The following is a 22,326-nucleotide window of genomic DNA, read 5'->3' as shown; positions in this document are numbered from 1 at the left end:
AAGAAAGGAATTCGCCTAGGTGTACAGATTTATTGAATACTCATTGACTTCTCATTGAGTAGGTATCTTCATTATGAATACAACCATAGTGAGGAGAAGAAACAATGAACGAAATGACAATGGAAACCCTACAATATAACGAATTAAAAGAACGCGTGAAGGCTCACTGTGTTAGCGGACTTGGCAAAGAATTAATTCAGCGCTTACAACCAAGCTCAGCGCTAAACGTTGTTAAAACGCGCTTGCGTGAAACAACAGAGGCGAGACGCTTGCTGGATGCAGAAAGTCATGTGCCGTTAATCGGTATTTCCAATATTGGAAGCATCGTAAAAAAGGTGGAAAAAGGAATTCTGCTAGACCCAGGTGAATTACTGGATGTGTCTGACTTTTTACGAGGATGTCGTCGGATGAAGACGTTTATGTTAGAAAAGGAATTTTTCGCACCGATGCTGTCGTCGTATGCACAATCGATGACGGAGCTGCGCAGTATTGAAGAAGAAATTAACGCATCAATTAAAGGCAACCGTGTTGATTCAGAAGCAAGTAAAGAATTGAAGCGAATTCGTCGCCATATTGAAACGACGGAAGCAAACATTCAAGAGCGCTTGCTGAAATTTTTACGAAGCAGTGCCAATAAAGACTACATTCAAGAGTTTTTCATTAGTAAAAAAGACGATCGCTACACGATTCCCATTAAAGCTTCGTATAAAAAGCATGTACAAGGAACGATTGTAGAAGCATCAGGTAAAGGCTCAACGGTATTTATCGAGCCAGCAGCCGTTGCGAAATTAAACAATGAACTCGCAATGTTAAAAGCAGAAGAAGCGGTGGAAGAATATCAAATTCTTGCGACGTTATCCGGCATGATCATGGAACAAATCGCAAAACTAAACGTCAACGTCGAACTGATTGCACAGTATGACATGGTGTTCGCCAAAGGAAAGTATAGCCGAAGCATTGACGGCATTGAGCCACAGGTTAATGACCACGGCTATGTGAACATTGTTGGTGGGAAGCATCCGCTTCTACCAGGTAACGTCGTCCCGCTTGATTTTACGATTGGTGAAGATTACCGTGGACTGATCATTACCGGACCCAACGCTGGTGGAAAAACTGTTGTTCTGAAAACGATTGGACTTCTAACGCTTGCGACGATGTCAGGCTTTCATGTGGAAGCGAAGGAAGAAACGGCTATCTCCTTATTTGAGCGCATCTTTGTTGATATTGGAGACCATCAAAGCATTGAAAACGCACTAAGTACGTTTTCATCACATATGAAAAACATGGCTGATATTTTAATGAGTGCCAATCACCGCACCTTGCTTTTATTTGACGAAATCGGAAGCGGAACAGAACCGAACGAAGGAGCGGCCCTTGCGATTGCAATCATTGAAGAGTTTTACCAAAAAGGCTGCATCACCGTTGCGACTACACACTACGGGGAAATTAAGCGCTTTTCAGAAATGCATCCAGACTTCATGAACGCAGCGATGAAGTTTAATAGTGAAACACTAGAACCGCTGTATCAGCTATTAATCGGCACATCAGGTGACAGCAACGCTCTTTGGATTTCGAAAAAAATGAACATCAGTGACTCCATCATCGAACGAGCAAAAACGTACATGGAGCACAAAGCTTATAACCTAGACACTGTTGATGAAAGTAAAAAACGAAAGCCAAAAGTAGTGGAAACGAAGAAAGAAACGTACGCCGATTATGAAGTAGGCGATAAAGTAAAGCTACTAGATGAACAAGAATCAGCGCTTATTTATAAAAAGGTAGACAGCTACAATAATGTCACCGTCTTTTACAAAGAAGCGTTTAAAGAAGTAAACGTGAAGCGCATTGCGCTTGAACTTTCAGCAAGCGAGCTGTATCCACCTGATTATGACTTGAACACATTATTTGTTTCTTTCAAAGAACGGAAAATGCAGCATGACTTCGACCGTGGCTCAAAAAAAGCGATAAAGAAGGTTGAAAAAGAAATGAGGCAGCGAAAAGGAGAAAACCACTCATGAGCATTCGAATTGAACAGAAAAGCGATATTGAAGTAATTGATTCTGTCATCAAACAAGCCTTTAAAGACCTACCGTTTAGTGATCAAACGGAGCACGAACTCGTCAAGCGGCTGCGAAAGTGCAAGGAATGGATTCCCGAGCTGTCTCTTGTATACGAACAAGACGGAAACATCGTTGGACATTTGTTAGTAACGAAAGCCTACATTGGCAAAGAGCGAGTAGAAACACTCGCTCTTGCGCCAGTGTCCGTGCTTCCAGCTTATCAAAAAAGAGAGATTGGGAAGAAATTAATCGAGCACGGTTTAAACGTCTCGGCTCAATTAGGATTCGGATCGATGATTGTACTTGGTCACCCTACTTATTATTCGAAGTTTGGCTTTGAACGTGCGTCGAAGTATAAAATTGAAGCACCGTTTGAGGTAGCGGATGAGTTGTTTATGGTAAAGGAGTTAGGGAAAGGACGTTTGGATGGTGTAAGTGGGGTTGTGGCCTATTCGGACGCTTTTTAGCTTAAACGCATTGCTTAGGAATCAAGATGTTCCTAAGCTTTTTTTGTGAAAACAGGTGAGTCGGTCGTAGAAATTGCTATAAGAATTGAAGAGATTGTAGGGTTTCACTAGTGTGAAAGGGCGGGAGAGGTGCGATGGACAGAGAAAAGTGGAAAGAGCGCGGTTTGATTGTTCTGCTAATTGTTGGGATTATCGTCATTGTCGGGACGGCCTTGTGGAAGGTAGCGGCCATCACCGCAGGATTAGGGGTGATCACTTATACACTCATCCAAATGGTGATAGAGAAAGACTACAAAAGTGTGATGTATCTTCTCTCGTTTTTAGTTGTTTCTTCTCTCTTTTTGGTTTTTATTACCCCAAAAAGAAAGAAAAAAGCACCTCGAAAACGAAAAAGAAGTTAAAAAGAGAAGAAGATAGAGAAGTGTGGATTGCTGAAAGAGAAGCGGTTCATGCTTTTTTTATTTTCTTTTGGCTATTGCGATTCTCTTAGTAACAGGAGTTCGTCAACAATTATAAATAGCCACAACATTCGTTCTTGAATCAGTAACAATGCCCAAGCAGGGTTCATATTTTGTGGAGTAGAGTATTCGAAATGTTGGTGAAAATTCTTGCCATACAGTTCCTTTTTTGCTTATTGCTTTTTGGGTAATGCAGAGAGCTTGTTACTTTAAAGACGGAGGTATGAAACGTGAATCATTTTCAAAATGAACTTCAACAGTTGAATATTGGAGATTTCCAGGCAAACCAGGCGATTCCTTGGGATGCAAATCAATACTATACCGATCCAAATCAATACTATACCGATCAGAATCGACAAATTGGATTAATCTTTCGGTGCTTTAGCTGCTTTAGTTGTTTTAGCTGCTTTAGCTGTTTTAACTGCTTTAATTGTTTCCAATGTGGCGGCAATTGTGGTGGGCGTTGTGGCGGTAATTGTGGCGGACGTTGTGGTGGCAATTGCGGTGGGCGCTGTGGCGGTAATTGTGGCGGACGTTGTGGCGGCAATTGCGGTGGCCGTTGCGGAGGTTCATGATCCTAGATTGAGTATGAAAAATGTAGGTATGAATAGAGAAAATCCCCTGTATGAGTGGCAGGGGTTTTTCTCTATAGATAAGACATAAGAGACAAATTACGATACATAGGATAGAAATGGAGATAGAAAACATTGCAGTAGATGTAAGGGAAGCTCATGGATAAGGAGGAGCGGAATGACAAATTTGAACTCTTCTATGCGGTTGAAAGTAAAAAGAGACACTTTTTTTCTCCCTGATCCAAACAGAGGTGTGTATTTTCGAAATAATGCAAGCTCGTTCCATATGCAAGGTAGTGCGGTAGATCAATGGGTTAACAAGCTGCTCCCTATGTTTAATGGGGAATACACATTAGGAGATTTGACAAACGAACTGCCAGGTCCGTATCGAGATCGTGTGTATGAAATCGCACAAGCTCTTTATCAAAACGGATTTGTTCAAGATGTAAGCCAAGACCGCCCTCATAATTTAACAGATCATGTTCTGGAAACGTACGCTTCTCAAATTGGTTTTTTAGAAAATTTAGTGGACTCGGCTGCGTTTCGTTTTCAAACCTATCGACAGGCCAACGTGTTAGCAATTGGCTCTGGCCCTTTTTTTGTGTCGTTAGTTTCGTCATTGATTGAGTCGGGATTACCTAAGTTTCATGTCCTACTAACAGATGAAGTACCAACCAATAGGAGACGATTAGAAGAATTGGTGGTACATGCTTGTAAAACGGATTCTGACGTAGCGGTAGAGGAAATAACCTTGAAAGAAGAGAGCGAACAATCTTGGCGAGAGGTCGTGCAGTCGTTTGATTGCATTTTATATGTATCACAAAAAGGAAATCTCGAGGAGCTAAGAGCTCTTCACAAGATTTGCAGAGAAGAGAACAAGCAGTTACTGCCTGCTATCTTTCTGAATTCAGTAGGGATGGCAGGTCCTCTCGTTCATCCGGATTCTAAAGGATGTTGGGAGTCTGCTTGGCGCAGCATCCATCAATCCGTCTTTTGTGATGACGAACAATTATCAGATTTCACTCCCATAGCTGGAGCGATGTTGGCAAATGTTATCGTGTTTGAATTGTTTAAAAGCATCACGGGAGTTACTAAAGTAGATGAGAAGAATGAATTCTTCCTGCTTAATCTCGATAGGTTAGAAGGCAATTGGCATTCGTTTATGCCTCATCCGCTCGTGACTAGATGTGCATCTGTTGAATGGATTCAACAAATCGATTTGCAGCTCAACCGCGATTCTGGTGGAGAAGAATTGGGTCAGCTTCTGCTGTACTTTAGTCACTTAACATCAGCGGAATCAGGTGTTTTTCATGTTTTAGAGGAAGAGGATTTAAAACAGTTACCGTTAGCACAGTGCCGCGTACAGGTTGTTGATCCATTATCAGAAGGACCAGCAGAGCTGTTACCGAGCATGATATGTACAGAGTTGACGCATGAACATGCAAGGAAAGAAGCAGGTTTATCTGGAATTGAAGCGTATGCGTCTCGAATAATCGATGTGCTCGTTCCTCCACAAGGGAAAGCAGAGAAGAGCATGGTAGAATCGAAAGAATTGATTGGTGTCGGTGCTGGAGAAACAATCGTTGAAGGTACTTGTCGAGGATTGCAAAAGTGTTTAACAAAGGAACTAACGAAACAGCTGATGGATGAAAAAGTTGTTGTTTCTCAGGTAGATGTAAGTGATGTAGAAGATGAACGTTGTCAGTATTATTTACGAGCATTAACAACAATCCAGGAAGAACCAATCATCGGCTTAGGTAAGGAAGTAGATGGATTTCCTGTAGTATGGGTCGGTACGAATAATCGCTGGTACGGCAGTGTCGGTTTAACTACAACAATGGCGTTGCAAAAAGCGTTACAACAGGCACTGATGAATGGAGGAAATCAAGGGACAGAAGGGTTAGAGCGTTCGTCTATTGTTTTAAAGGATAACCTACGACAAAGTATGGTCATCGGTAAAAGTGAAGAACAATCACAGTCTGAAATCTTGCAGTCTGCCATGAAAATCTTAGAACAGAACCGAAAGCGAATTTTGTTGTTTGAACTAGCCTTGGAACCATTTTTAAATAAGAAACTGGTGGGTGTGTATGGAATGTTGCTACAGGAGGTGGAATCCTAGTGAGTGCAGCCATAGTGGTGATCGGAGAAGGAAGGTTAGCTGACAAAGTATGTGCAGAGTTGTCAGCTCAATACGAGGTAGCCCGTCATCTTGATTTTGGGAGAGAAGTCCCTCAATCGACTGATTTGGTTTTAGTGTTACATGATGCTTGGAATCCTGCCATCCATCAAAAAGCGGAAGAGGTGTTACGTTCAAGCGGCATTCGTTGGCTACGAGGTTTTGTTTCATTTGGAGAAGGAGTAGTGGGACCGCTGGTTTGCTCGGATACACCGGGCTGTTCGCAATGTGTGGATATGCGACGTCTCATGGCAGGACGTGACCGTAAAGAGATGTGGAGGTTGCAACAGAGGTTAGCTGCAGACGGAGGACTGTCACATGACGCCTGGGCATCAAGCACGGGGGTGCTGCAAATCGCTTACCTGCTTGTGGCAGAAGTGCAGAGGATCTTGCAAGGTGATGAGGTCTATTCGAAAGGAAGAGTATGTTTCATCAATTTGAGAACATTGAAGAGCTCATGGCACACGTTTCTACCTGATCCGTTATGTGAAGTTTGTAGTGAATTACCTGACGATTTACCGACCTCCGCCAACATTTCACTAAAACCAAGCCCTAAAATAAACGATAGTTATCGCTGCCGTTCAATTGATGATTTGAATCAAGTTCTTGTTAACGATTATCTGGATTATCGGACGGGTATTTTTAATGGTAAAATGAATGACCTTATACCGCCTTTTGCTGATGTAGGAGTCAACTTGCCATTATTCTCAGGGGATGAGGGAGTAGCAGGGAGGACTCATTCATACGCGACAAGCGAGTTAACGGCCATTTTAGAAGGATTGGAGCGCTCCTGCGGGATGAAGCCTCGTGGAAAGCGGACAATGGTGTATGATAGTTACCGTAATTTAAGAGATCAAGCTCTCAATCCGATTAAGGTAGGAGTTCATGCGAAGGAACAATATGCACGTCCTGATTTTCCATTTGAATCATTTGATCCCGACCGTTCGATAAAATGGGTATGGGGATATTCATTTTTACAGAAGCGTCCAATCTTGGTTCCTGAGTTGCTTGCTTATTACAGCTTAGGGTGTGAACCAGGGTTTGTCTATGAAACTTCTAACGGATGTGCATTAGGAGGGAGTTTAGAAGAAGCGATTTTCTACGGTATGTTGGAAGTCGTGGAACGTGATTCGTTCCTCATGACTTGGTATGCAAAATTACCACTCCCTCGTCTTGACCCTTATTCAGCGAACGATCAAGAATTACAATTGATGATTGACCGTGTACGGGCTGTGGGAGGATATGATGTGCATGTTTATAACTCCACAATGGAACACGGAATTCCAAGTGTTTGGGCGATGGCAAAAAACAGGAAGAAAAAAGGACTGAATATTATCTGTGCAGCAGGTGCTCATCTAGATCCAGTACGGGCCGTGAAAAGCTCGATTCATGAATTGGCTGCGATGATGCTTACACTTGATGAGAAGTTAGAGACAAACGAAGAGGAGTTTGTAAAAATGCTTCAAAATCCTTCGTTGGTACAGAAAATGGATGATCATGGCATGCTGTACGGATTGCCACAAGCACAAGAGCGCCTGCAGTTTTTGCTAGATGATAATCGTCCGCTGCGATCATTTGAAGAGGAATTCAACTGGAAGTCTCCTCATTCAGATTTGACCAATGATCTGAAGGACCTTCTTCAGAAGTTTCGTCAATTAAACCTCGATGTGATTGTGGTCGATCAGTCGACAGAAGAAACAAAACGAAACGGACTGTATTGCGTGAAGGTGTTAATTCCAGGGATGTTACCCATGACATTCGGACATCATCTTACGAGAATAACTGGATTGGAGAGAGTGCTTCGCGTGCCGATGGAACTTGGGTATACGAAGCAGCCACTGACATTCGATCAGCTCAATGCACATCCACATCCGTTTCCATAAATGGTAACTAGGAGGGTAGGAGGATGACTCTAGAGGAATTTTTGTACAATTTACACTTTGACATTGAAAAGGTAAGCCCACCGGACTGGAAAGTGGATTGGGAGGATGCACCGCTTCCATATAAGCTCTATCGGACCTTGCCTGATTTTCCTTTATCTTTGGAAGTACCGCTAACACTTGAGAAATGGGACACACCAAAACAACCTAACCTTCAGAAAATGAGCCATTTTCTTTGGTATGTATTTGGCCTTACACAATTTTCTCAGTCATCTCTTCCTCCCACGAATCAAGTGCCGGAATTAACGCAATCGTATCGGCGATTTGTTCCTTCTGGAGGAGCACTCTATCCGAACGAACTGTACGTTTATTTAAAGATGGAGGATTTACCTGTTGGGCTGTACCATTATGATGTAGCTCACCATCGCTTAATGTGCCTAAGAGAAGGTAATTTCGATTCCTATATCACGCGAGCTCTTGGTAATCGTTGTGACGTATCCTCTTGCTTTGGAATGGTTTTTGTGTCGACCATGTTTTGGAAAAATTACTATAAATACAATAACTTTTCCTACCGTTTGCAAGGGTTAGATGCGGGTGTGCTTATTGGACAGTTACTTGAGGTGGCAAAACGATTTGGATTTGCTTCGGGAGTGTACTTCCAATATCTTGATGAGGCAATCAATCATCTGCTCGGCTTAACGGAAGAAGAGGAAAGTGTGTATGCAGTGATCCCACTCACAGTGGAACCGATGAGTTGGTTTACGAATGGGGGTGGGAGAGATGAGGTTATCTCTGCTACTAAACTGTGTCAAGAGCTCGAAGGAATTCAGCATCATCACGACATCGGATCAAAGAGAATCAAGAAGAGTTCAATGCTAATGAAGATGAATGAAGCCTCTAAACTACACTCAACGCAATCGTTTCGACCAGTTAAACCAAAGGAGAAGTTAACTTGCGAGAGTGAAGTGGTCACTCTTCCTCGTGTGAAGCGGTTATCGTATGATCTAGCTTCCGTTTGTCAAAAGAGATTTTCACCGGGAATGGATTTCATAGCAGGAAAGGTGAGTCAATCGCAGTTGGCTACTCTCCTACAGGAAGCAACAGCTTCATACGTATATCGAAGCGATTTGGATGAAGCTCCTTTGAAGCACGAGCCGCGTGTCACACTGTATTGCTGCTTGCATCAGGTTGAAGGCATTGCGGACGGAGCTTACTATTATGATCTCACTCATCATGCGTTACGACAGATAGATCTTGGTGATCACCGACTGAGTTTGCAATACGGAATGCCTGCAGGGAATGTGAATTTGTTTCAAGTTCCTCTTTGCTTTCATGTGGCAGGAGATCAAAATTACGTGCAATCAGAGCTTGGATACAGAGGATATCGTATTCAACAAATGGAAGCAGGCATGCTCGTACAACGATTACTACTAGCAGCATCAGCTCTTGAGATGGGAGGACATCCATTGCTCGGGTTTGATGTGAAACTGTGTGATGAGCTATACAGGATGGATCAACAAGCAAAAACGAGCTTAATTCAAATCCCCATTGGTCCCTATCAAGCTCGCTCTTGGTTAAGAGGGAGTTTACAAAGTTAATAGGACTATATCTACTTTTGGGGATTTTACATGGTAGTAGGTAAAAAGATCGCGTTGAATGTTCATTCAACGCGATCTTTTTATTGTTTTTCTTCCTATATTCCTCTGCGTGGTTTTTTATTCCTTAGAAAAACTCATTAAATTTGTTTAGGTTAGCCAAAAATGGTTCTTCTTATCTAGTAAGATACTCGTAGAAAGTAGTTAAGGGAAAGAGCAAGATGAACTGAATCAACGGTGGGCTACCGATAAAGAGGTTTCGTTTCTGTTCTCTAACTTTAAAACTACAAACATTCTTATTAAATGGAGGAGAAGGAAAATGGCAAAAGAAAAAGTGAAAAAACCGTTCTACAAAAAATGGTGGGTATGGGTGTTAGCTGTTATTATCATTGGATCAATCGCAAGTGGTGGAGAAGAAGAAATCGCTACGACTGAACCAAAGAGTGAGGAAGCGTCAGCGGACGTGAAGGCAGAAACAGCAGCGGCAGAGTCAGCTAAAAAAGAAGAAAAGAAAGCATTTGGGATTGGTGAAGAAGTAAAAGTTGGCAACCTAACGTATGTGGTGAATGCTGTGGAAGAAACCAATAAAATCAGCAACATCTTAGGAGACAAAACGACAGAAGGCAAATTCGTTGTCGTGGAGCTAACAGTAAAAAATACAGATAAAAAAGCACGATTAGCTGATACAAACATGTTTAAAGTACTAACTGCAGATGAAACAGAATACTCAGCGGATGGCACACTAGACATGTATGTGAACGAAGCAGGAGAAGGATTCTTCCTACAGGATCTTAACCCGAATATCGGAAAAACAGGGAAAGTTGTATTTGAATTACCAACAGAAGCAACACAATATGATCTACAAGTAAGCTCAGGCTTTGGTTGGTCAGGTGGAGAGTATGAGAGTATTGTATTGAAATAAATAGATGAATGTTAGAGAAGTTACGCTGAAGAGAAGCGTGACTTCTTTTACTTCTTATGCACTTCCTCCTAGGAGAACAAATCCGTTTAACTAAGCAACCTTTTACAGAGGTACACATACTTTTACGTTTCTTTGCTTTTTCAAAAGAGTAGAAGTTCATTATTTTAGAAGTGTAGTAAAATGATAGAAGTACAAAATGTGGTATGAACAAATAGATCTAAGTAGTGAATAGAGGGAGACAAGGATGAAGGAACCATACATAAAAGTGGAGAACAACATTGCATTACTGCTTAACAAAGAGCTAAAACACCTTTCTGACCAACAAGAGCAAGAAACAAACCAATTACGTCAGAAAATCATGCTGCTAGAAGAAGAGGTTCTTCGTTACAAGAACAGATACGAGATGTTAAAAAGAACGGTTGAATTGAACGATGAAAAAGTAACTTCTAATGATAGCCATTCTGAGAAGGAGTTAAATGTCTTTTTCGTCGATTATGCATTTCAACATGAACGTGTTGAAGTAATGGACGATATGTTTCAATTAATGGACAAGCAAATGACAACGGAGCAAGCAGTGTATCATCAATTACGTGTCATTGATCTGTTGATGCAGCAACAACGAACAAAACTAATCGCTCCTTGTTTAGAGAGAGTGATTGCGAATCTTCGTTTAACAAATAGTTTTGATGAAGAGTGGATACCGCTTATAAAAGAGTTGTTAAAGAAAATATTTGAAGATGGCTTTTTACATGTAGAAGAAGTGGAAGATATGTATGTTCATGCTTTTAAGCTCATTCAGCATTTTTCTGATCAGCCTCTTTGTGAACAACTATTTCGTTCTTTCTTAGAAGAGGAAGCCGAAGTTGTTATTGCAAATTCAATGGATATTAATAGTACATATGTCATTGATGAATTGTTGTTGACGTATTTTTTATATGAGCTTGGTGGAGTAGTGGAACAAATCATTGATCAAGTGATTGAAGAGTGGAAGTTTATTGACACACAATTGACGATTGGGCAATACGTTCGTATGTTATGGTATGCCTTTTACTTTAATAGAGATGAAGACATATTGGGGCAATCTGAGGAAAGTGCAGGTTATTTACAAGAAAATATTCCTGAAGTGAAACTGTATTCGTTGTATTATGATTTACTTAATCATCAACAAGCACCGAATCAGGAAATGAAGCAGCTTATGGATCAAGTAAGTTTGTTTCGTAATTTAGAAAAAGCGTGGCTATTTGATCAGTTAGAATACAACTTGAAAAATATAGAACGAGAAGCATCTACAGTCACAAAGGTGGTCGGCAACAAAAGTCAAACAACGAACCGTTTTTTAAATGAACCCATGCATGTGTTGCCTGATAAAGAGAGCGAACCGTTGCTAAAAGCAATAAAAAGACTACCTAATAAAGGATTCTTTCAATCAACTGTCAAAAGAACGATAAAAGAGCAAACTGTGAAGTTAGCCGTTTATCAAGATCCATTTACGCATCATCCTCATGATTATGAAGTGATTAAGGTTTTATATTCAAAAGAAAAAAATGAATGGTACGTTACAAAATCTCACATTCGAAACGTGAAGAAAAAAGTGAACAATCCTACTCTTTGGATTGAAATTCATCATCTAGATAAAGATGGGTTATTTGTAAAGGCGGAGCGTGTTAAGCTGTTTCAGTTAGATCGCAATGTTCCTCAGCAACCTAATCAAGAAGCGTTTAAATGGCCAACAACAGAAATCAAAGACTCTACAGACACGATAGAAAGTCTAGATTTCAGTACGAAGAGCGAGCTTAGGGAGTTGGGCTATCAAATTACGGGGTTAACAAGAGCAAAACGTTGGGATATTTTATCCGGAAAAGCTGTGCCAACACTAGGTCTTAAAAAGGTTGCTTATACCATTGCATTTTTAGTTCGAGGAAGAAAAGCAATGAAGAACGGTTTGATACGAAACCAACACTCGATTACAGAGTGGGAGTACGACCTTGATAAGCTTAAAGCTCATTACTATAAAAAAGATTTTGTGTGGCCGCGTACAGATTTGAAAGGGTAGTGGGGTTGTTTTAAATAAGGTTAAAAGTGAGGAGATTGGCAAATTAGTATTTCAGTCAATGATGAACAGAGAGAATTGGAAAGAAATTGGATTCGTCATTTTAGTGGTTATATTTGGAATTGTTATCATAGGAACCGCTTTGTGGAAGTTGCTTGTGATCACCGTGGGATTTGGGGGCACCATGTATGGGGTGGTTAAAATGCTAGCAGCTAGAGACTATCAATCATTTATGTACCTATTTTCGTTCTTACTAGTTTCATACTTATTCCTCATTATTATTACGCCAAAGCAATCGAAGAAGGGAAAGAAAATAAAAAAAGAAAGCGGAAGAAGAGGAAAAAGCGTGGGTAGAAATAATAAGGGTTTAGAAGATAGTCAAGTTCATATATTTATAATTTAATGGGCTGTTAAGAGGAAGTTTAAAGTTGTAAAATAATGTAATAGAAGAGGTGAAGAAATTGGAAGAGAAAATACGAATGAATAAAGCAAAAAATTTCTTTGAGTACTTGCTGTCACTTAATAATATGGTGGGTAAAGTGACTCGAGACTATAAAGAATTTGAAAAAACTTGGTTTTTAGATGAATTAGAAGGATTGAGTGGCTGCTATCTTCTCGAAGATTGTGAAGAGGAAGGTACGTATTTTGAGATACATAGACCTGAAATAACGACAGAAGATAAGCAATATCCTAAGCCACCTACATTAATTCTAGATTGGATAACAATAGACTATAAAAATGAACAAACACGCTTATCAATGCCGATTGAACATAAAATTAAGAAAGAGGATAGTAAGGAGGAGGTAACAGAAAAGTTTCGCGATAATCTTGAGAGAATAAAAGCTTATCAAGAGTGGGAGCGTGACTGGAATGAGTGGGCTAATAAGTTAACAGAAAAGAAACGTGTGCAAAAACTATATGGTGAATTTTTTAACTTAATTCAGCAAATAGACAAAGAGGGAGAAGTACTTGAGTTCATATATGGTAGAGGGATGTTTTGTTGGAAACACCCTGATGGAAAGATAGGCACCATTCGCTCACCTCTAGTAACAACCAAGTTAGAGATAGATTTAGATGCAGATAAAGGTGTGATTAGTGCAAAGCAAATAGAGGAAGTAACAAGCGTTGAACGCGAGATGTTCTCTGGTGTTTATCCACCTAACACTGTAAAGATAGATGCACTTATAGATTATGTGCAGAATCAGAGCATTCTCGATGATAAGGATGAGTTCTTTACGCAATTTGTTCGCCTTATCGATGCGAAAGGTGAATACATAGCTTTTGATTCTTCCCTTACTATGCGAGACGAACCTGTAATTTATGATCGTTCCCTTTTTTCATTACGACGTAAGAACGTCCGTGTTTTACGAAATGACTTAAAACAAATTATTGCAAACATTGATGGTGAACAAATGAGTTTGCCAGAAACCATTACAGCAATTATTGGAGAATCAGCACAAACACCAGATGAGCAAGGTGAAAAAGGAACAACTAATCATACATTTATCAGTAACGATCTTTATTTTCCTTTAGAGTCAAATGAGCAGCAAAAAGAGATTATCCATCGTATCGAACGTAACTATGGTGTAACTGTACAAGGACCTCCTGGGACTGGTAAAACTCATACAATCGCAAATCTTGTTTCCCATTTCTTAACACAAGGGAAAAAGATACTAATTACAAGTCAAAAAGAGAACCCGCTAAAGGTGCTCAAAAATAAAATACCGGAGGAAATTCGTGACCTTTGTGTTCCTGTTCTAGGTGGAGGGCGTGAATCGCTCCAGGAAATTGAACAGTCAATTCGTGTAATAAGTGAAAAGCTTGGTGAACTGGACACGCATCGTTTGAAAGAGGAAATCAGTAGAGATAGAGAAGCATTGGATCAAAGTAAACGTAATGAAGCTCAATTAAAAAATCAATTAAAAGACTATGCGCAAAAAGAAGGCAGTGAACTTGTATATAAAGGTGAAAATTTATTTAAGTACGATGTTGCAAAAAGACTTTCAGAATCGACAATCAATTACGCGTGGATACAAGATAATCTTCCGATGAACCCTACATTCCCGCTTGAAAAGCCTGACTTTCAAGAATTGTGGAAACTAAAGTCGAGCTTAAAGAGAGAAGATTTACTTCTTCACAAACAAAATTTACCAGAAGTTAGTCATCATGTGCAAACTTACTTAGCTTTAGAAAAGTTTATTGAAGAGGGACGAGCGCTAGAATTTCATATATCAAACGCAGTGGAAATTATTGAAAAGTATCAATTACAGGAAGACGAATTAACAATCAACAACCTATTAAAAGATGCAAAAGATTTAAGTCATCATTCACAAGTGTTATCTAGTAAGCATTTAAACCCAATTATTGAAGATTTGCAATCAGGGGGAGTGCGAGAAGAAAGATGGCGCTCTTTGCATGATGAGATGATGTTGTCTATTGAACAGCTTTATGTGCTTCATAATAAGTTCGTTATTTACTCAATTAATCTTCCAGACAAACCATTAGATGAGTTAAAAGAAGATATAACGATTGCAAAAGAACGTATTTTAAGTGGAAAGAAACCAAATTTTATGTTCTTTCTGATGAAAGGAAAACAAGCAAAATACTTGTTTGAGACACCGGTGTTAAATAGTAAAACTATAAAAGAGTTAGAGGACATAGAATTATTGGAAGAGTACCTTCAGTTTGAGGATAAGAAGGTGGAAACTGCACGTATTTTTAATGGACATATGACAGATATAGGCCTTGATTCGCTTTCGATTGATCATAATCGCTTCATTCATATGCTTGATGATCGCATGAAGGAGTTAGTATTGGTCATAAAAGCAATTGATGCTATACATGCCTTCAAGGAAAAAACGAAGTTGTTTTATATGGAACAACTTAATTTTTACGTAACAGAAACATACAAAGGGCTTGTAGATGAACTGGGAATTGTCATTCAGTATCTTGAGCATCAAAAATGGTTGGATAAATACAATAATGAGTTAAATCAACTGAGAGAGTGGGCTACTAACGAGTCCCATATGATTTGGAATGATTTCTATAGTGCGTATCTAGTGAAAAATGTAGAGAAATGGCAACGCTTATTAGCTCATTTAGAGAAGTTACACCAAACTCAGTCAGAAGTTCGTCGCTTTTATGAACTTTATAATTCTTTATATGCTTTGTTACCTTTAACGGCAAAATCATTAGAATTATCAGTAGGCACTCATTCTTCTTTTCCAGAGGATTACATGGAAGCGTTTGAGCTGAGAAAGCTTCAAACATGGCTTGATCAAACAAGAGATGTGAATGTAAGTAAGCTAAAGGGTCAAATTGAAGAGGAACAGAAAGAACAAAAACGACTAATTCGTAGCATTGTTAGTAAATCAACGTGGAAAAACCAAGTAGAAAGAATCACAGACAAGGAAAAACGTGCCCTTTCGGCTTGGAAGTCATACATTAAGCGCTTTGGTAAAGGGAGCGGAAAATATGCTCATGTTAACTTAAAAGGTGCTAGAGAAGAAATGAAAACCGCTCAGACGGCCATTCCTGTTTGGATTATGCCTGTTAGTCAAGTGCTAGAAAATTTTCCAGTCACAAATGAAAAGTTTGATATTATTATTTTTGATGAGAGCAGTCAGTGTGATTTATTTTCAATTAATGTTCTTATGCGTGGTAAGAAAGTTATTGTCGTTGGAGATGATGAACAAATAAGTCCCCAAGCAATTGGTACAAACTTAGAAGATGTACATGAACTTGTTAGACGTCATTTGAAGAATATCCCTAACGGTAATCTGTTTGACGGTAATATCTCTTTGTATGAAATTGCAGAGCAAACGTTCCCGAAAGAAGGAAAGCTTATGCTTCGAGAGCATTTTCGTTGTGTACCAGAAATTATTCATTTTTCAAATGACTTAAGTTATGGTGGTCAAATGATTCCGTTACGTTTGCCGCTAGAGGAAGAAAAAATTGACCCGCCTGTCGTAGCTATTAAAGTGAATGAAGGGTATAACGATGAAAAAGATAAAGATCTTAACATTCCAGAAGTAGAAGCTATTGTGTCTGATATAAAATCGATGATCAAGGATCCTGCATTTAATAATCAAACATTTGGAGTAATTGCGTTACAAGGTCAGAAACAGGCGAAGTTACTGGAAACAAAAATTCGAGAAGCGATTGGCGATAGAGAGTTTGTAAAGCGTAAGATCATTTGTGGAAATGCTTATACACTTCAAGGCGATGAGCGTGACATTATCTTTCTTTCACTAGTGGTGGCATCAAATCGCCGGTTTATGGCTTTAACTAAAACGAGTGATAAGCAGCGATTTAACGTTGCGGCTAGTCGAGCTAAGAATCAGATGCGTTTATATCATTCAGTAGAGTTAGAAGAGTTAAATTCAGAGGACTTACGTTATAAATTATTAAGTTATTGTAAGAATCCTGCACGTGTTAATCAACAGCTTGAGAACCTTGAACAAAAATGCGAATCTCCATTTGAACTTGATGTTCTTAGAATGATCGTAGCAAGAGGGTATAAAGTTACACCACAAGTTGAAGTTGGGCAATATCGCATTGATTTTGTGATTGAAGGATTGCGAGATCGTTTAGCGGTTGAATGTGATGGCGAAAAGTGGCACGGTCCTGAAAAGTTTGAAGAAGATATGAAGAGGCAGGAATCTCTTGAGCGTGCTGGTTGGAAGTTTTGGCGTGTTCGAGGTCGAGAGTTTTATTTTGACCGTATGAAAGCAATGGAAAGTCTTTGGGATAGATTGCAGGAGCTAGGGATTGAGCCTGCAACAGATTTTGCTAGAATACATGAAACAAGAACGGAAGAACCTATTTCTTTCAATCAGGAAAATAATGAGGCTGAGGAGTTGTGTTGGCTTAAAGATGCTCTTATTAAAAAGGGACTTATCGTCATTGATAAACGCGATGTCGGTGGGAAGCTTTGGATAGTAGGTGGTTCTGAACTAGGTCAAACCCTTCAAAAGTTTGAAAAAGACGGAATGAACTTTGTATTTACTGAAAATGGGAGTCGAACAACAAAGAATTTACCTGGATGGTATTTAAAATCGGAAGTATTAAATCTCTTTTAATCTTGTTAGTAAGAACAGCACCATAATCAACGGTGCTGTTCATTTTAGGAGGTTCCACATGGAAAATCAGTCTTATTTCTATCAGTTCCTCGAGCCAGCTTCTAAAGAGTTAGCACTTGTGGCACGAGAATTGGAGAATAGTATTTTTACAAGTCCGCGTACGATGTTGACCCATGCGAGAGTATTTGTTGAAAACATTTTGCAACAAGTGATGCAAATTGAGAAGTTAGTAGAAGTACCAAGAATGAGTTTGATTGATCGAATTGATACCCTTCATGAAAATGGATTATTGACAGTTGAAATGCGTGATGCGCTTCATCATGTGCGTCAAGTTGGCAATCAGGCGGCACACGATACGAGAAGGTTTCGTTATTCAGAAGCATTGTTGTCGTGGGAATCACTTTATCACATTGTGAAATGGTATGTTGAACTGTATGGTCCTGTTGAGATAGAAGTACCACACTATGAAGACCCTTCTCCAGTTGTTACACAAACATATGATATTACAGAAATTGAGCAGCGATTAAAGGGTTTAGAAGCCCTACTTCTTCTTTCAATGAAAGGAAAAGAGACAGAACAAACATCACCATCAACACTAAAGTTTACGAAAGTAGCACAAGAGCGCCCAGGATTCACACCCATTCGCACGCTTACTTATAAAAACAAAACATTAGACATTCCGTATTTTTTACGAGATGCATTTTTATTACCACAACGATTTTTGAAATCAGAAATCTTTCTCATTCGTCTCGGTGCAGAGCAGCAAGCACGCATTATGAGTGAATTACCGAACAACTTAGAAGAATTACATACATATGTAAAGCGATATAATGAAAAAAATGATGAAGTCTTTTTTGATGAATTGATGGTTTTCGTTGAAGAAGAGAAAGTGAGAAGGCAGCTTACGCAAGAGCGCCCTGGGGAATTATTTTTCTTTTATAAAGATGATCATATTGTTGTCACAGAGCAACTTTCACAAATCCCGCTTACAACCGAGGAATTTAGCGGCATGCCTAACTTGTTGAGGCAATTAAATGAAAGTGGTATTGAAACGGTGGGGCAACTGCCTAAAGAACTTGTTATCTTAGCGAAATATGCAAGTGTTGGAGTTGGCACAGTTGAAAAGCTGTTTCAACAGCTAAAAGTGAAGCAAGGAAATAAATCAAAACAAGAAGCAATTACGACGTAAAAGAGAAAGGGCGGATAGAACGATGCCAGAAATCAAATACGAAATCGTTGAAACAATCGCAGTGTTATCTGAATCTCCAAAGGGATGGAAAAAAGAGCTCAACCTTGTGAGTTGGAATGGTCGTGAACCAAAGTATGATTTGCGTGAATGGATAGAAAGAAACGAGGTGCAGATCGCTATGATCTGTGCCTTTCTATTTATCTATAACACTTTCTATTTATCTATAACACTTTCTATTTATCTATAACACTTTCTCTTGAATAATTAATAAGTAGTAGACTTTACTATTCCATCACCATATTTGGTAAAATATAGTTGTTTATTACGTTTACATACTTACATAACAAAAGGAGAACAGAACTCAATGACCGCTACATACTTAAAAAACGACTTTCAAAACTGGATGGGTCGGCAGAAGAAGAAAAATGGAGAGCTGTATAAACCGAATACCATTCAAGCGTATACACAGGCACTTCAAAGTGATACGGCTAAATTGCGTCTTGAAGGAATTGCGACGAATTTGTTTCAAGTGACTTATTCAGATGAATTTGAAGAGGTGTATGAGCAAATTATATCTGCGCCACATTTTAAAGAAGTGGATTTGTCTAAGGGAAATGCTGCCTATTCAAAGGGATTATCTCTTTATTCAACTTTTTTAAAAGAGCGAGAAGCCCCTTCTGTATGGATTTTTCAAGGCAATCCGAAATACTATGATGTCATCAATGCAGTGAAAAATCTTGACAGTATCACTTGGGCGGTAAATCAGTATCCGAAACAAATTAAAGCGGGCGATAAAGCGTATATTTGGCTGTCTGGTTCAGGTGGCGGGATTATAGCGGTAGGAACGGTACAAGGTGATCCGAAAATGACCGAGCCGCATTTAGAAGATCCTTATAATCGAAGCGAAGAGTTAAATCGAGAGCCTTATTTAGCGGTGGACATTAAAATTGAAGAAAAATTGGTTGATTCCATTGTAGAGAGAACGACGTTGCTTGCAGACGAACGGACGAAGAAAATGGGCATTTTAACGTATCCAGGAGCGACAAATTTTCCTGTGACAAAAGAAGAGGATGCTGTGATTACAAGTATCATACATCAAACCTATGAACCGGCTGTCAGTTCATCAGCTGAACCGATTCAGTCAAAAGATAAAAAGCGTTACTGGATTTATGCCCCAGGTCGTGATTCAAGCAAGTGGGAGGAGTTTTATACGAAAGGCATCATGGCAATTGGTTGGGACAAGCTTGGAGATTTAAAGCAATACAAAACAAAAGATGCGATGAAGACGAAGATGAAAGAGATATACGGAGAGGAATATTCTTATAAAAATGCAGGTCATGCGACGTGGCAATTTGCGAACGATCTTACCATTGGTGACGTCGTGATTGTGAAAAAGGGACGTCAAAAGATGATTGGCCGCGGCATTGTGACATCGAACTATACGTTTGATGATTCGCGTCAAGAGTATAAGCATAAGAGAGAGATTCATTGGACGCACAAAGGGGAATGGGACCATGAAGGACAAATGGCGATGAAAACCCTCACGGATATTACTCCTTATACGGACTATTATAAAAAGCTAGAAGCGATGTTTGAAGATGTTTTAGAAGAAGAAGTTCTTCAAGATGAAGAAGTCTCGCACTATGACAGCTACACAGTAGATGATTTTTTATCAGAAGTTTATATGAGTGAAGAAAAGTACAATACGCTTAAAAGTCTTTTGATGAAAAAGAAAAATCTCATTTTATCAGGTGCACCAGGAGTAGGAAAAACGTTCGCAGCGGAGCGACTTGCTTATTCCATCATGGGTGAAAAAGATACGAGTCGCGTTTTAACCATTCAATTTCACCAGAGTTATAGCTATGAAGATTTTATGATGGGCTATCGTCCTACTAAAAATGGTTTCTCTTTGTCAGAAGGACCATTTTATCAGTTCTGTAAGGAAGCAGAGCCAGATGATAGACCGTACTTCTTTATTATCGATGAAATCAATCGCGGAAACTTGAGCAAGATTTTTGGGGAATTGTTGATGTTAATTGAACATGATAAACGTGGAAAAGCGCTGCGTCTTCTCTATTCAGACGAGCAATTTTTCGTTCCTGATAACGTGTATATTATCGGAATGATGAACACGGCAGACCGAAGCCTTGCGATGATTGACTATGCGCTGCGTCGTCGTTTTGCGTTTTATGAGGTTGAACCTGCCTTTGAAAGTGAAGGATTTAAAGCATATCAGGACACAATTGGAAATGAGCAGTTTAACCGTTTAATCAAAGCTGTCATCGAACTAAACGATGACATTGTCGAAGACCCATCTTTAGGGACTGGCTTTCGAATTGGCCATAGCTATTTTTCATCAATAGATCATCACGATGACAGATGGTTATTTGAAGTGGTGGAGTATGAATTAATTCCTTTACTTAATGAATACTGGTTTGATGAACCATCGAAGGTAGAACAGTGGAGCGGCCGACTCCGCGGTGCCATTCGTGATTAAAATAAGAAACGTGTACTATATGCTTGCTTACGCGTATCAAACGTTAAATGAAGCAAGTTTTAAAAGCATTCAAGCAGAAGAATTTAATCATATTCATGATTTGATGGCTGCGATTCTCATTCGTGGTGTGAAAAATCAAGTGAAGCGTGGCTTACATCGAGATTATAAAGAAAGAAGTGATGTAACCGGTCATTTGCGAGGCAAAATCGATGTAACAAATTCGGTGAAGCAAAACACAATGATTATGCAAAAAATGGTTTGTCGTTACGATGAGTTCTCGGAGAATACGCAGCTCAATCAAATCTTGAAAACAACGATGCAGCTCCTCATTCAACATGGTGAGGTCAACGCTCATAACCGAAAAGAATTACGGAAGGTCACGTTGTTTTTTAATCATGTAAGTACCGTTCAGCCATACTCAATTAATTGGAGCGCCATTCCCTATCATCGTAACAATGCAACGTACAAACTGTTAATGAACATCTGTCAGCTCGTTCTAAAAGGACTATTGATGACAACGGATGATGGTGAACATCGAATGAGAGAGTTTTTAGACGATCAACAAATGCATCGACTCTATGAAAAGTTTTTACTTAGCTATTTTAAAAAAGAATATCCTCACTTTTCTGCTCGTGCGTCGTACATTGAGTGGAATGTGGATGATGATATATCTGATTTTCTCCCAGCGATGAAATCGGATGTCACACTCACTCATAAGGGAAAAACGCTGATTATCGATGCGAAGTATTATGCGCGTACGATGCAAACACACGCGATGTTTCACAGCAAAACGTTGATTTCGAGTCATCTTTATCAAATGTTTACCTATGTAAAAAACAAAGATCGAGCGGGAAGTGGAACGGTCAGTGGTGTCATCCTCTATGCAAAGACGGATGAAGACATCACGCCTGACCATGACTATCAAATCAGCGGAAATCGATTCAGTGTCAAAACCCTTGATTTAAGCGCTGATTGGGAAGACATTGTGAAGCAATTGGGTGCTGTGGCAGGGATGATGTGACAGGATGCTGAACGAAACGGATACTTGAAATCGTTAGTGTCCATAACGAGCAGTTATAGACAGAACACTAGTATGCTTTTACTATCTTGATAAAACGATTAATAGAAAAAATGTGAAAAGAGCTCATCGGAAAAAGTAGATGGGCTCTTTTTAGTTCGCGAATCATGCTCTTCACACAAATTACATAAATAACCTTGGAAAATACTATAAATATAGTAAAATAGATGCAGTACATTTGGTTTGAACGAGGAATGAAATGACCATTTAATCGCAGATTAATTCTTTTTTTGAGAGTTTCTTTTTGAAGTACATAATATGTCCAAGTGAATTGGTAGGATGAAGAGGTAAGGGAGCTCTT

The 22,326-nt window shown here is 39.4% G+C and carries 14 protein-coding genes; all 14 read left to right on the top strand.

The window, feature by feature from the left end; genetic code table 11:
- The first annotated feature begins 104 nt into the window (after window positions 1–104).
- The 14 genes from JOC83_RS08795 (at window position 105) to mcrC (ending at window position 21,968) form a co-directional block, all read left to right on the top strand.
- Window positions 105–2,018, top strand: a complete 1,914-nt coding sequence (locus JOC83_RS08795) for an endonuclease MutS2 (protein ID WP_205186335.1) — start codon at window positions 105–107, stop codon at window positions 2,016–2,018.
- Window positions 2,015–2,527 carry a GNAT family N-acetyltransferase gene (locus tag JOC83_RS08790; protein WP_205186334.1) on the top strand — a complete coding sequence of 171 codons (513 nt, stop codon included), beginning with the start codon at window positions 2,015–2,017 and terminating at the stop codon, window positions 2,525–2,527. The genes JOC83_RS08795 and JOC83_RS08790 overlap by 4 nt, the downstream gene beginning before the upstream one ends.
- Window positions 2,528–2,661: 134 nt before the next feature.
- Complete coding sequence (locus JOC83_RS08785; RefSeq protein WP_205186333.1) at window positions 2,662–2,928, top strand: hypothetical protein; 267 nt, start codon at window positions 2,662–2,664, stop codon at window positions 2,926–2,928.
- Window positions 2,929–3,215: 287 nt separating this feature from the next.
- Window positions 3,216–3,560, top strand: a complete 345-nt coding sequence (locus tag JOC83_RS08780) for a heterocycloanthracin/sonorensin family bacteriocin (RefSeq protein ID WP_205186332.1) — start codon at window positions 3,216–3,218, stop codon at window positions 3,558–3,560.
- A gap of 175 nt (window positions 3,561–3,735) precedes the next feature.
- A complete protein-coding gene (locus tag JOC83_RS08775) occupies window positions 3,736–5,676 on the top strand; it encodes a putative thiazole-containing bacteriocin maturation protein (protein ID WP_205186331.1) in 1,941 nt (646 codons plus the stop codon).
- Window positions 5,676–7,616, top strand: a complete 1,941-nt coding sequence (locus tag JOC83_RS08770; protein WP_205186330.1) for a TOMM precursor leader peptide-binding protein — start codon at window positions 5,676–5,678, stop codon at window positions 7,614–7,616. The genes JOC83_RS08775 and JOC83_RS08770 overlap by 1 nt, the downstream gene beginning before the upstream one ends.
- A gap of 23 nt (window positions 7,617–7,639) precedes the next feature.
- Window positions 7,640–9,211, top strand: coding sequence for a SagB family peptide dehydrogenase (locus JOC83_RS08765; RefSeq protein ID WP_205186328.1), 1,572 nt, complete (start codon window positions 7,640–7,642; stop codon window positions 9,209–9,211).
- A gap of 316 nt (window positions 9,212–9,527) precedes the next feature.
- Window positions 9,528–10,130, top strand: coding sequence for a DUF4352 domain-containing protein (locus tag JOC83_RS08760; RefSeq protein WP_205186326.1), 603 nt, complete (start codon window positions 9,528–9,530; stop codon window positions 10,128–10,130).
- 244 nt (window positions 10,131–10,374) lie between these two features.
- Window positions 10,375–12,183 (top strand): hypothetical protein, encoded by a 1,809-nt coding sequence (locus JOC83_RS08755; RefSeq protein ID WP_205186324.1) that lies wholly within the window; start codon window positions 10,375–10,377, stop codon window positions 12,181–12,183.
- Window positions 12,184–12,659: 476 nt separating this feature from the next.
- Window positions 12,660–17,261 (top strand): AAA domain-containing protein, encoded by a 4,602-nt coding sequence (locus JOC83_RS08750; RefSeq protein ID WP_205186322.1) that lies wholly within the window; start codon window positions 12,660–12,662, stop codon window positions 17,259–17,261.
- A gap of 58 nt (window positions 17,262–17,319) precedes the next feature.
- Window positions 17,320–18,450 (top strand): DUF4145 domain-containing protein, encoded by a 1,131-nt coding sequence (locus tag JOC83_RS08745; protein WP_205186320.1) that lies wholly within the window; start codon window positions 17,320–17,322, stop codon window positions 18,448–18,450.
- 22 nt (window positions 18,451–18,472) lie between these two features.
- The gene (locus tag JOC83_RS08740) at window positions 18,473–18,697 is read left to right on the top strand and encodes a YdbC family protein (protein ID WP_205186318.1); all 225 of its coding nucleotides are present in this window, start codon (window positions 18,473–18,475) and stop codon (window positions 18,695–18,697) included.
- Between the two features lie 117 nt (window positions 18,698–18,814).
- On the top strand, window positions 18,815–20,947 hold the full coding sequence (locus JOC83_RS08735) for an AAA family ATPase (protein WP_239583433.1): 2,133 nt from the start codon (window positions 18,815–18,817) through the stop codon (window positions 20,945–20,947).
- Window positions 20,940–21,968: a 5-methylcytosine-specific restriction endonuclease system specificity protein McrC gene (gene mcrC, locus JOC83_RS08730; RefSeq protein ID WP_205186316.1), complete on the top strand. Its 1,029-nt coding sequence runs from the start codon at window positions 20,940–20,942 to the stop codon at window positions 21,966–21,968. Before JOC83_RS08735 ends, mcrC begins: the two co-directional genes overlap by 8 nt.
- Window positions 21,969–22,326: the final 358 nt, after the last annotated feature.

This window comes from Priestia iocasae, from assembly GCF_016909075.1.
In the GTDB taxonomy this organism is placed as follows: domain Bacteria; phylum Bacillota; class Bacilli; order Bacillales; family Bacillaceae_H; genus Priestia; species Priestia iocasae.
This window is presented reverse-complemented; position numbering and strand designations above follow the sequence as displayed.